At 46.1% G+C, this 11914-nt stretch carries 11 protein-coding genes and 1 other annotated feature; of the genes, 7 read left to right on the forward strand and 4 right to left on the reverse strand.

Annotated features, from left to right (window positions below; translation table 11 throughout):
* Nucleotides 1-194: 194 nt before the first annotated feature.
* From PL85_RS10420 to rnm, 4 genes are all read right to left on the reverse strand, one after another.
* The gene (locus PL85_RS10420) at nt 195-1685 is read right to left on the reverse strand and encodes a putative bifunctional diguanylate cyclase/phosphodiesterase (RefSeq protein WP_115339689.1); all 1491 of its coding nucleotides are present in this window, start codon (nt 1683-1685) and stop codon (nt 195-197) included.
* 276 nt (nt 1686-1961) lie between these two features.
* Complete coding sequence (gene rluB, locus PL85_RS10425) at nt 1962-3005, reverse strand: 23S rRNA pseudouridine(2605) synthase RluB (protein WP_013857138.1); 1044 nt, start codon at nt 3003-3005, stop codon at nt 1962-1964.
* A 121-nt stretch (nt 3006-3126) separates the two neighbouring features.
* Nucleotides 3127-3747, reverse strand: a complete 621-nt coding sequence (locus tag PL85_RS10430; protein ID WP_013857139.1) for an L-threonylcarbamoyladenylate synthase — start codon at nt 3745-3747, stop codon at nt 3127-3129.
* Nucleotides 3744-4613 carry an RNase RNM gene (gene rnm, locus PL85_RS10435; RefSeq protein WP_017042022.1) on the reverse strand — a complete coding sequence of 290 codons (870 nt, stop codon included), beginning with the start codon at nt 4611-4613 and terminating at the stop codon, nt 3744-3746. The genes PL85_RS10430 and rnm overlap by 4 nt, the downstream gene beginning before the upstream one ends.
* 64 nt (nt 4614-4677) lie before the next feature.
* Between rnm and PL85_RS10440 the strand changes: the two genes are divergently transcribed.
* From PL85_RS10440 to trpA, 7 genes are all read left to right on the forward strand, one after another.
* Nucleotides 4678-4815 carry a hypothetical protein gene (locus tag PL85_RS10440; protein ID WP_010318233.1) on the forward strand — a complete coding sequence of 46 codons (138 nt, stop codon included), beginning with the start codon at nt 4678-4680 and terminating at the stop codon, nt 4813-4815.
* Nucleotides 4762-4864: a sequence feature (Trp leader region), on the forward strand. It overlaps the preceding gene by 54 nt.
* A 124-nt stretch (nt 4865-4988) precedes the next feature.
* On the forward strand, nt 4989-6554 hold the full coding sequence (locus tag PL85_RS10445; protein WP_088721136.1) for an anthranilate synthase component 1: 1566 nt from the start codon (nt 4989-4991) through the stop codon (nt 6552-6554).
* A 5-nt stretch (nt 6555-6559) separates the two neighbouring features.
* On the forward strand, nt 6560-7150 hold the full coding sequence (locus PL85_RS10450; protein WP_013857142.1) for an aminodeoxychorismate/anthranilate synthase component II: 591 nt from the start codon (nt 6560-6562) through the stop codon (nt 7148-7150).
* A gap of 20 nt (nt 7151-7170) precedes the next feature.
* The gene (trpD, locus tag PL85_RS10455; RefSeq protein WP_115339688.1) at nt 7171-8169 is read left to right on the forward strand and encodes an anthranilate phosphoribosyltransferase; all 999 of its coding nucleotides are present in this window, start codon (nt 7171-7173) and stop codon (nt 8167-8169) included.
* A gap of 5 nt (nt 8170-8174) precedes the next feature.
* A complete protein-coding gene (gene trpCF / locus PL85_RS10460) occupies nt 8175-9584 on the forward strand; it encodes a bifunctional indole-3-glycerol-phosphate synthase TrpC/phosphoribosylanthranilate isomerase TrpF (RefSeq protein ID WP_115339687.1) in 1410 nt (469 codons plus the stop codon).
* A gap of 131 nt (nt 9585-9715) precedes the next feature.
* The gene (gene trpB / locus PL85_RS10465) at nt 9716-10906 is read left to right on the forward strand and encodes a tryptophan synthase subunit beta (protein WP_013857145.1); all 1191 of its coding nucleotides are present in this window, start codon (nt 9716-9718) and stop codon (nt 10904-10906) included.
* A complete protein-coding gene (gene trpA, locus PL85_RS10470; protein WP_115339686.1) occupies nt 10906-11712 on the forward strand; it encodes a tryptophan synthase subunit alpha in 807 nt (268 codons plus the stop codon). The genes trpB and trpA overlap by 1 nt, the downstream gene beginning before the upstream one ends.
* Nucleotides 11713-11914 lie beyond the last annotated feature (202 nt).

Here is an 11914-nt window from a genome sequence, read left to right on the forward strand (position 1 = left end):
TTTTTAGGAACACTATGCTGAATTAGGTAACTGAAGCTTGGTATGAAAAATCTTCGCCCTCTTGCTTTGAGAGTCAGTGCATGAGGGTGAAGAAGCGGCCTTGCAAAGAAGCGGCAGTCAACCAAACTAGCTAAATACATACCTCATCAGCTTAATAAGTACTGAGCGTACTACTCATTTTATAGGTGAGATTTTTAATTAATATTCAAAGATAGATGGTTAATAAGATCTTCCACTGGCATTGGGTGTCCTAGGTAGTAGCCCTGCACTTGTTGACAGCCCATTGTCTGCAAAATTTTCAATTGGTTGGCTGTCTCTACGCCTTCTGCCACAATATTGATGTCAAAACTTTGCGCCATAGCAATAATGGCATTCACTATCGTTCTTGAGCGATCATCATGTTCTACTTCAGAGACGAAACTGCGGTCAATTTTGATTTCATCTACAGTAAGATCTTTGAGCATGGCAAGTGACGTATAACCCGTGCCAAAATCATCGATGGAAAAAGTAATCCCGTTAGATTGCAGATTAGAAATAATTTCAACACTCTTTTTCATATCGGTAAGCGTTGCTGTTTCCGTAATTTCAATGCGTATGAATGAGTTCAAATTCTCATGCTGCTGAATAAATCGCGTGAGTTCATACATCTCATCAGCATTATTGAACTCAGTCGCGGAGACATTAACAGCAACGTGTTTAATTTGTGTCCCCAATATTCCTGAACGCCCCAGCTCCTGTGATACTTTTCCAACCACAAATTTGGAGATAGCGCCCGTCAAGCCATTGTCCTCGGCTAATGGGATAAAAACATCCGGCGGGATAGCGCCTTTAACAGGATGGTTCCAACGAATCAGTACTTCGACACCGTTGACTGTTAATGTTTTTAGGTCATATTTAGGTTGATATACAACCGTTAAGCTATCGTCGTCGATCGCTAAGCGCAGGTCGAGGACCATTTGCCGGCGCTGCATCGCTTTTTCTGTTAATGTTTTGTCATGATACTGAATGGCATTCTTTTGTTTCTTTGCAACATTAAGAGCCTCAGTCGCGGAAACCATCAGTTCTCTGGCACTGATACCATCGGCTGGGTAAATGGCAACACCTATGCAGCAAGTTGTTTCAATATTGTGTTGCTTGGCCCGATGGGTATACAGACGTTGGACGCTCCGAACATGAGAATCCATATCTACAGCGTCACTCAACTTTACAAAACTGGCAAACTGATCGGCATGTAAGCGCGATACTAATGAGCCGGGCAAAGTCATTTCGTTAATATCGTGAGCTAAATCCTGCAAAAATGCATCTGCACGCTCAAACCCCAGAGTTTCGTTGATACTTTTAAAATCGTCGACATCGAGGTAACAAAGAATAAATCGCTCATTAGACTTTAATTTCTTGATCGTTATATTGAGAGTGCGCACAAACATACTAAGGCTGTGCAGCCCAGTGAGGCTGTCCATATCATTGGCCTTTTCTAGTAAGCGGTTACCTCTAAGCACCAACATGAGCAAAAGTAAGGCGGTAATACTGACAAACATCAACCCCTTATAGGTTTGAGCGAGAGCGCGCAACTGGGCGTTATCTATCAATAATTCGACTGTCATATCCGAGAATAATATCCAGAGCACGGCAAATGTTGCGTAGATAAGTGTCACTTTAACGGCTGAGATGCCTGCTCTATCCATGTTTAACTAACTCCAAATCTACCCGCTTATGATCGTAACATTGTAGCATCACTAAAATTTAGTCAACCATACCATACATGCCACATGTAGCCTGTTTCTTCACTCTACACACTTAATACCGGAAAATATGGAACATATGGATGTCAATCATGTACAAGTGCTCAATACCAACTCTATTGTTTTAATTTTTAGTTTATTATCAATCTCTTAAACGAAAAAATCCCGAGCTTAGCTCGGGATTTAAATATCAATTAACAGGCAACGAGAAAGTTTCGCTTATCGACGTGGCGCTTTCGCTTTACCAGTTTGAGGCCGACCAGTGCCGCGGCTACCATCTGCACCACTGTTACGGGTACTTGAAGCAGGCTTGCGACGGCCAGTAGTTGTGCCATTGGTTGTCGTACCGTTAGTTTTTTTACCATTCGTCGTTGTACCATTGGTCGTACGACTTTTAGGCTTGCCTGTCGTCGTTACGCGCTCTTCATGGCGCTTAACGGCACGGCGAATTTTTTGGCTACGCGCACGCTCACGAGTACGTGAAGTGTTGTCTTTGCTCAAATCTAGCATCGTCTCTTTCTCAGGACGCAGTTCAACCAATTCACGTAAATAGTTTACATCTTTAAGATCCAGTTCCATCCAACCGCCGCGTGGCAGTTTTTTGTCCAAATAGATCTCGCCATAACGAACGCGTTTCAAACGGCTCACTGTGGTATCTTGAGATTCCCAAAGACGACGAACTTCACGATTACGGCCCTCGTTAATCGCGACGTAGAAAGTATGGTTCATACCTTCACCACCAGCGTAAACGATATCTTCAAAGCGTGCCAAGCCATCTTCTAGCTCAACCCCTTTAACGAGGTTACGCACTTTCTGCTCGTTCACTTCGCCAAAAACACGCACTAAATATTCGCGTTCTACTTGACGGCTTGGGTGCATAAGGCGATTAGCCAATTCACCATCGGTAGTAAAGAGAAGTAAGCCTGAGGTGTTGGCATCTAAGCGGCCAACTGAAATCCAACGCGAACCACGAATTTTAGGTAGACGATCAAATACCGTCCGACGACCTTCTGGATCATGACGGGTACAAAGCTCACCTTCCGGTTTGTAGTAAGCAAGCACTCGACAAATAACCTCTTCTGGCGCTTTAACGGAAACAGCATGTCCATCAATACGCACAACTGCGTTATCATCTTCTAGACGCTCGCCCAACATAGCTACCTTGCCATTAACACTGACACGTCCTGCTCTAATCAAAGCTTCTAACTCACGACGAGAACCATGACCAGCTCGTGCTAAAACTTTTTGTAACTTTTCGCTCATTTATCTACCTATGTGTCGTCTTCACAGACGTCGAATGAAAAAATGCGACCCCAAAATCGCGGCCGCATAGTATCTCAAATTCTACGCCAAAAAGCACTCGTTTTGATGGCCTACTCAAAAGCTATTCAAAAGGTGTTGGATCGCCCGCTCCCACGCGAGCAACCACCATCTCATCTTCACTGAAATCAATCACTGTCGTCGGCTGTTCACCTAAATAACCCCCGTTTAAAATGACATCCACGGCGTGTTCAAGGCGATCCCGAATCTCTTCTGGATCCGATTCTGTATGGGTGTTGCCGGGCAAAATAAGTGAGGTGGACATTAGCGGTTCACCTAACGCTTCAAGTAAATCAAGTGCAATACGGTTATTAGGCACGCGGATACCAATCGTCTTACGCTTCGCATTCATCAACCGACGTGGCACTTCTTTGGTCCCTTTAAAAATAAACGTATAAGGGCCAGGTGTATTATTCTTTAGCAAGCGAAAAGCGGTATTATCCACACGCGCATAAAAAGAGAGCTCTGACAAATCACGGCACAGCAAGGTAAAATTATGCTTATCATCAAGGCGGCGAATTTGGCAAATACGCTCTAGTGCTTGTTTATTTTCTAGTTGGCAGCCTAGTGCATAACCAGAATCCGTTGGGTACACAACAACTCCGCCATTGCGGATAATAGCAACCGCTTGAGTAATCAAGCGAGTCTGCGGGTTTTCTGGATGAACGTAAAAAAACTGGCTCATTGTAATTCCTCATTATTGAGTCTATCTACGGGGCTTAAACCCCAATCTTTCCAGACAGGATCGACGCCAGAAGGCAACCAAAGATTTCGCCCCAGTTCCATCCAAGGTGAGGGGTAATGAAAGTCACTACCTTGAGAAGCTAATAGATTGTATTGTATGGCATAATCGGCTAAATTACGTCTTTCTTGTGGCGCTTGTTGTGGCTGTGCCACTTCCATAGCGTCACCACCCGCTTCTACAAACGCCGTTATTAAGCGCTTGAGCCACTTGGTCGTCAAGTCATATCGTCCAGGATGCGCTAATACCGCTTGGCCACCAGCGGCGTGTATTGCTTCAACGGCATCGGTCATCGAGCACCAACTTGGTGGTACATACCCGGGATTATCGCGGGTGAGAAACTTTTTGAACACCTGCTGCATGTTCTTCGCAAAACCCTGTTCAACCAGCCATTTTGCGAAATGCGCACGAGTAATCGGTGCTTCTCCGGCGATGGCTTGCACCTCTTCTAACACCCCTTCACGTGTCACTTTTTGCAATCGTTGTGCAATCAATTGTGCGCGCTGCACACGATGTGCCTTTTGCTGCTCAATTAACTGCTGCAGAGCTTGAGCGTTTGAGTCGATGTTGAGCCCAACAATATGAATATCTTTATTTTGCCAAACCGTGGAAATCTCGATGCCATCGATCAAGGTGATGGGTAATTGTTGCTGATTAATATAGTCATGAGCAATAGTTAATGCATCAGTCGTATCGTGATCAGTGATCGCCAATACCTCAATATCAAAGCTTAGCGCCCTATCGATTAACGCTTGCGGCGATAACCTGCCATCTGAAGAAGTGGTGTGGCTATGTAGATCAATTCTCATAATTTTATTTTGGCCATCTTTTAGGCTTGACTTTTTACTCTCGCACTAGTTAACTAGTACGCAAATGCAAGGCACGTATTTGAGGTTGACCATGTTACAAGAATTTAACCAAAACCATAATCACAATTTAAGCGCAGCTTCATCTGAGCTCAATTGGTGGCACACTTGGACAAGTTCTTGGTGGGCAACCGTGTACTTTTAAAATAGAACACGAATTCACAAAGCCCGCCTCAATGAGCGGGCTTTTTATTTTGTCGAATAGCTCACATTACATTGCGCAATAAAACAGCGCCCCCCCCAAAGTGATGATTGGGTCTCTAAGAGGATTATGCGAGTATGGACGACAGGAACATTAAAATTCATCAAGGAGGTCTTGTGAATAAGACCATTGAAATTAAAAACTTAGGCCAAATTGACGTAATCAATATGTCCGTGCCTTATACCCAAGATCCAACACGTCTATTTCATACGCTATGTGAGTCAAAAACAGATTGTTTGCTATTAGAATCCGCCGAGATCGACTCAAAACAGGATCTCAAAAGTCTATTATTGGTTGATGCTGCCGTGCGCATCACCTGCTTTGGTCACGTTGTCACTTTTCACGCATTGACAGACAATGGTCAACAGCTCATCGAACATCTACAGCGTAATATTAAAGCGGATATTGAACATCAGTTACAACAAAATACCTTAACGCTTCAATTTCAAGCACCATGCGACACGCTAGACGAAGATTCTCGCCTACGCGAAGCCTCTTCTTTTGATGCACTACGCCTCGTGCAGCACAGTTTCGATCTTCGTCATCACGATAAACATGCCCTCTTTCTAGGCGGTTTATTTGCCTACGATTTGGTGGCCAACTTCGAACCGCTAGGAAATGCCGATACGACTAATCAGTGTCCAGACTACGTTTTTTATATCGCAGAAACCTTGTTGGTGATTGACCATAAAACTGAGCATTGTCAGTTGCAAGCCAGTGTTTTTAACCCCACGCCAACAATGCGCGAAACATTAATTACTCGTTTACAAGAGATCGCGCAGCAATGTGCCGCACCCAAATTACTACCGCAAGCCAAAACCGTAGCTAACGTAAGCGTGACAACGAATATTTCTGACCAAGAGTTTTGCAAGACCGTTCAAGCGTTAAAAGAATTTGTCGTGAAAGGCGATGTTTTTCAGGTGGTCCCTTCTCGCCGATTTACCCTGCCTTGCCCTTCACCACTTGCTGCTTATAAAAAACTGAAAGAGAGCAATCCAAGCCCTTACATGTTTTATATGCAAGACGAACGCTTTACTCTGTTTGGCGCTTCTCCTGAAAGCGCATTGAAATACGCCACCGAAACCAACCAGATTGAGATTTACCCTATCGCAGGGACTCGCCGCCGTGGTAAACGCGCCGATGGTTCAATTGATTTTGATTTAGATAGCCGCATTGAACTTGAACTACGTTGCGACAAAAAAGAGAACGCTGAACACATGATGTTGGTCGACCTTGCGCGCAACGATGTCGCGCGTATTGCACAAGCAGGAACGCGCCACGTCGCTGATTTATTGAAAGTGGATCGCTACAGTCACGTTATGCATTTGGTTTCTCGCGTGGTGGGTCAACTCCGAAGCGATCTCGATGCACTGCACGCTTACCAAGCGTGCATGAATATGGGCACACTCACTGGTGCGCCGAAGATTCGCGCCATGCAGCTTATCCGTAACGTGGAAAAAGCCCGCCGTGGCAGTTACGGTGGCGCGGTAGGCTATCTTACCGGGGAAGGCGATTTAGATACTTGCATTGTGATCCGCTCGGCTTATGTCGAACAGGGTATTGCGCAAGTTCAAGCGGGCGCTGGGGTCGTTTATGATTCAGACCCTCAATCGGAAGCCGACGAGACACGTGGTAAAGCACAAGCCGTGATCTCTGCAATTCAAGCCGCGCATCAGGAGTAGCAGACATGGCCAACATTATTTTTATCGATAACTTTGATTCCTTTACCTACAACCTTGTTGATCAATTCCGCTCACTCGGCCATACGGTGACAGTTTATCGCAACAACATCGCCGCACAGAGCATTGAACAAGCGGTCTTTCAATTGGATGAACCGCTGCTGCTACTCTCCCCCGGACCGGGCGCGCCCGCAGACGCGGGATGCATGCCACAATTAATCCAACGCCTTAAGGGCAAAGTGCCGATCATTGGCATCTGTTTAGGTCACCAAGCGATTGTTGAAGCTTACGGCGGCACCGTCGCGGGTGCTGGCGAAATTATCCATGGAAAAATCTCGATGATGGAACACCAACATCACCGTATTTACCAACAGCTACCGTCACCACTAGCCATTGCTCGTTATCATTCCCTAGTGGCTACTGAGGTTCCAGATAGTTTAACCATCACGGCTGAGGTTGATGGGCTCGTGATGTCCGTGGTGCAAGAGCAAGATAAAGTGTGCGGCTTTCAATTTCATCCAGAGTCCATCATGACTACTCATGGCGCAGCATTGCTTGCCAATGCGATCGATTGGGCTTTAGAAAAAAGCACCCACTAACGGATTTATAGGGATATTTTATGGAAAACATCATTAATAAACTTTACGCGCAGCAGTCGCTCTCGCAAGCAGAAAGCCAGCAACTGTTTGATGTCATCATCCGTGGTGAACTCGACTCTATTTTGATGGCAGCGGTATTGACGGCACTGAAAATTAAAGGTGAAACACCCGATGAAATTGCTGGCGCAGCCAAAGCATTATTGGCTAACGCGGCCCCGTTTCCAAGGCCAGACTATGATTTTGCAGACATAGTCGGCACTGGTGGTGATGGCTCAAATACTTTTAATATTTCAACCACCGCAGCATTTGTTGCTGCTGCCTGTGGCGTAAAAATTGCCAAACATGGTAATCGTGGAGTATCGAGCAAATCAGGCTCTTCTGATCTACTGGATTCATTTGGTATTAACCTTGCGATGAGCGCTGAAAATACTCGCCAAGCCATCGATGATTTGGGCGTCGCTTTCCTATTTGCGCCGCAATATCATGGTGGCGTACGTCATGCGATGCCCGTGCGCCAAACCATGAAAACGCGCACTATCTTCAATATATTAGGGCCGCTGGTTAACCCTGCTCGCCCCAACATTGAACTGATGGGTGTTTACAGTAAAGAACTGGTTCTGCCTATTGCCCAAACCATGTTACAAATGGGATTGAAACGTGCAGCGGTCGTTCATGGCAGTGGTTTAGATGAAGTGGCGATTCATGGTGAAACATTAGTGGCTGAAATTCGTGATGGACACATCATCGAATACACCTTAACACCTAAAGATTTTGGTGTTGAAAGCTATCCACTTGAAGCCATTCAGGGTGGTGAGCCTGCGGAGAATCGCGCCATTATTACCAACCTGCTGACAGGGAAAGGCACGCCAGCACAACTGGCTGCCGTCGCTGTCAATGTGGCGCTGCTGCTGCGTCTTTTTGGCCAAGAAGATCTCAAAGCCAATACGCAACAGGCCATTAGTGTAATGAACTCGGGCAAAGCCTACCAGCTTGTCCAACAACTGGCACAAAGAGGTTAAGCCCCATGCCTGAGCAACTTTCTGACCACATTTCAACCCAGCATACTCAAATGGCTGAAGTGTTGGCCAAAATCGTCAATGACAAATATGAATGGGTCGAGCAGCGTAAAGCGCAGCAACCCTTGGGCAGCTTCGAACATTTATTAACCGCATCGGATCGCTCATTTTATGATGCGTTAAATACGGGTAAAACCGCTTTTATTTTGGAATGTAAAAAAGCGTCACCTTCCAAAGGGCTCATTCGCCAGGATTTTGATTTGGATTATATCGCCTCGGTTTACCATCAATATGCAGACGCCATTTCAGTTTTGACTGATGAAAAATATTTCCAAGGCAACCTCGAATTTCTGCCACGCGTTCGCGCGCAAGTAAGCCAACCTGTGATTTGCAAAGACTTTATGGTTGATGTTTATCAGGTTTATTTGGCTCGTCATTACAGTGCAGATGCCATTTTATTGATGCTGTCCGTCCTTGATGATCAACACTATCAAACGCTAGCCAATGTGGCTCACCAACTGGGTATGGGTATTTTAACCGAAGTGAGCAATGAGGAAGAGCTGCATCGGGCAGTCGCCCTGCAAGCGAAAGTTATTGGCATTAATAACCGCAACTTGCGCGATCTCTCAACCGATCTAAATCGCACTAAACAGCTGGCACCTTTACTCCCAGAAGGAACCGTGATCATCTCTGAGTCTGGCATTTATACTCACCAACAAGTGCGTGAACTTTCGCAATACGCCAACGGATTTTTAATCGGCAGCTCGTTAATGGCCGAAGAAAATTTAGAGCTAGCGGTACGCAAAGTGACGCTCGGCGAAAACAAAGTGTGCGGCTTAACTCATGCTGACGATGCGGCCAAAGCCTATCAAGCTGGAGCCGTGTTTGGTGGCTTAATTTTTGTGCCGCAATCCAAACGCTATGTCGACTTGGACAATGCACGTTTGACGATGAGCGGCGCGCCGCTGCGCTACGTGGGCGTGTTTCAAAATCACACTATTGAAGCCATTACGCAGATTGCTACGACGTTAAAACTCTTTGCGGTGCAACTGCATGGCGAAGAAGATCAAGCCTATGTTGACCAATTGAGAGCTCACTTACCTAGCCAGATTGAAATCTGGAAAGCTTATGGCGTGAGCGACTGCCTGCCGACCAAACTTGAGCGCCACATTGACCGTCATTTATTCGATGCCAAAGTAGGAACGCAATCTGGCGGCACTGGCCAACGGTTTGACTGGCAATTACTAACCGAGGTAAACGATATCATGTTGGCGGGTGGCTTATCCCCTGAAAATGCTCAGAAAGCAGCAAACATCGGTTGTTTAGGGCTCGATCTCAATTCAGGTGTTGAGAGCGAACCGGGGAAAAAAGACTTACACAAGCTAACCCTAGCGTTCGACGCTATTCGGCAGTACTAACACTAAATCGATTCCCATTGGCTTGAAAAGCGAGTGACTCACCCAGCCGCAAGGTCAAGTAGCAAGGGATAACAACAGATTCATTACCGCTGAATCACTCAGCAGTAACACAGAGACTAAGGATACGAATCATGGCAAAACTCGATGCCTATTTTGGCGAATACGGTGGTCAATACGTTCCACAAATTTTAGTACCAGCGCTTGACCAATTGGAACAAGCTTTTATTGATGCGCAGGAAGATCCTGAATTTCGTGCTGAATTCATGACGTTACTACAAGAGTATGCAGGTCGGCCAACGGCGCTAACTTTGACGCGAAACCTCACGAAAGGCACAAAAACCAAATTGTACTTAAAACGTGAAGACTTATTGCACGGTGGCGCACACAAAACTAACCAAGTACTTGGTCAGGCACTGCTTGCTAAGCGTATGGGTAAACATGAAATTATTGCCGAAACAGGCGCAGGGCAACATGGTGTTGCAACGGCGTTGGCCTGCGCACTACTGGGGCTAAAATGTCGCGTTTATATGGGTGCAAAAGATGTTGAACGCCAAAGCCCCAACGTGTTTCGTATGAAGCTAATGGGCGCAGAAGTGATCCCCGTTCATTCAGGATCAGCAACACTTAAAGATGCGTGCAATGAAGCGCTACGTGACTGGTCTGCCACCTATGAAACCACCCACTATTTATTAGGTACTGCAGCGGGGCCTCACCCATTTCCAACCATAGTCCGTGAATTTCAACGCATGATTGGCGAAGAAACGAAACTGCAAATTTTGGCTCGCGAAGGTCGTTTACCAGATGCGGTGCTTGCTTGTGTCGGCGGCGGTTCGAACGCGATTGGCATGTTTGCTGACTTTATTGAAGAAAAGAATGTCCGTTTGATTGGCATTGAGCCAGCAGGAAAAGGCATTCATACCCACCAGCATGGCGCGCCATTAAAGCACGGCAAGACAGGTATTTTCTTCGGCATGAAATCACCTTTGATGCAAGATGAAAACGGGCAAGTGGAAGAGTCTTACTCGGTGTCCGCTGGGCTTGATTTCCCTTCTGTTGGCCCTCAGCACGCTCATCTTTATGCGACAGGCCGCGCTGAGTACGAAAGCATTACCGATGACGAAGCACTCGATGCTTTCCAATCGATCGCACGTAACGAAGGTATTATTCCCGCGCTGGAATCATCACATGCGGTTGCTTACGCCGTGAAGATGGCGTATGCCGAGCCAGAAAAAGAGCAGTTATTGGTCGTGAATCTATCCGGTCGCGGCGATAAAGATATTTTCACCGTCCATAAACTATTAGAAGAGAAAGGAGCGCTGTAATGGATCGCTATCAAACCCTATTTCAGCGTTTAGCTGACAACAATCAAGGTGCGTTTGTTCCATTTGTGACCATCGGGGACCCAGATCCAGAGCAATCACTGCGCATCATGCAAACGCTAGTGGAAGCAGGAGCAGACGCATTAGAACTCGGTATCCCTTTCTCTGATCCGCTCGCTGATGGCCCAACCATCCAAGGGGCGAATATTCGTGCACTGGATGCAGGGACGACTCCAGATATCTGCTTTGAGTTGATCACCAAAATTCGCGCGCAATATCCTGACCTGCCTATCGGACTACTCATGTATGCCAACCTCGTTTATTCACGTGGCATCGACAACTTCTACCAACGCTGTAAAAATGCGGGTGTAGATTCAGTATTGATCGCCGATGTTCCGACTAATGAAAGCCGTGAATTTGTCGCGGCGGCAGACAAATACGGGATTCAACCCATTTTCATCGCACCACCCACCGCCAGTGATGAGACCCTAGCCGCGGTCGCCAAACTTGGCCGTGGCTATACTTATCTACTGTCTCGATCTGGTGTGACAGGAGCAGAAACAAAAGCCAATATGCCAGTACATGCCTTGTTGGAAAGACTGAGCCAATTTGATGCCCCACCCGCATTGCTTGGGTTTGGCATATCAGAACCTGAGCAAGTCAAACAGGCCATCACCGCCGGTGCCGCTGGCGCAATATCGGGATCCGCAGTGGTGAAAATTATTGAACAACGACTTAATCAGCCAGATGAAATGTTAACGACTCTCAGCCATTTCGTTTCCAGCATGAAAGCAGCGACGTTGAAATAAATTGGTTTACAGCAAAAACCAACCCGATCGATTTCTGAGTCAAACCAAGAAATCGATCTTTTTTTTAACATTTACGCCTCGCCAAATTCATTCATAAAACACAAATCAACCACTCATTGAATTGACAAAAAAAATAGCAAACGTTTTCTTTTTGAAAAAACCACGTTTCATGTCAATAAACTATCAACAATCTTGTCAATTT

The sequence above is a fragment of the Vibrio anguillarum genome, assembly GCF_001989995.2.
Taxonomy (GTDB): domain Bacteria; phylum Pseudomonadota; class Gammaproteobacteria; order Enterobacterales; family Vibrionaceae; genus Vibrio; species Vibrio anguillarum.

Bases quoted from the DNA above. Each gene is read 5' to 3' on its own strand.
- trpD (WP_115339688.1), top strand. From the start codon at position 7,171: ATGGAAAACATCATTAATAAACTTTACGCGCAGCAGTCGCTCTCGCAA.
- PL85_RS10440 (WP_010318233.1), top strand. From the start codon at position 4,678: ATGCAAGGCACGTATTTGAGGTTGACCATGTTACAAGAATTTAACCAA.
- trpA (WP_115339686.1), top strand. From the start codon at position 10,906: ATGGATCGCTATCAAACCCTATTTCAGCGTTTAGCTGACAACAATCAA.
- trpB (WP_013857145.1), top strand. From the start codon at position 9,716: ATGGCAAAACTCGATGCCTATTTTGGCGAATACGGTGGTCAATACGTT.
- rluB (WP_013857138.1), bottom strand. From the start codon at position 3,005: ATGAGCGAAAAGTTACAAAAAGTTTTAGCACGAGCTGGTCATGGTTCT.
- PL85_RS10430 (WP_013857139.1), bottom strand. From the start codon at position 3,747: ATGAGCCAGTTTTTTTACGTTCATCCAGAAAACCCGCAGACTCGCTTG.
- trpCF (WP_115339687.1), top strand. From the start codon at position 8,175: ATGCCTGAGCAACTTTCTGACCACATTTCAACCCAGCATACTCAAATG.
- PL85_RS10450 (WP_013857142.1), top strand. From the start codon at position 6,560: ATGGCCAACATTATTTTTATCGATAACTTTGATTCCTTTACCTACAAC.
- rnm (WP_017042022.1), bottom strand. From the start codon at position 4,613: ATGAGAATTGATCTACATAGCCACACCACTTCTTCAGATGGCAGGTTA.
- PL85_RS10420 (WP_115339689.1), bottom strand. From the start codon at position 1,685: ATGGATAGAGCAGGCATCTCAGCCGTTAAAGTGACACTTATCTACGCA.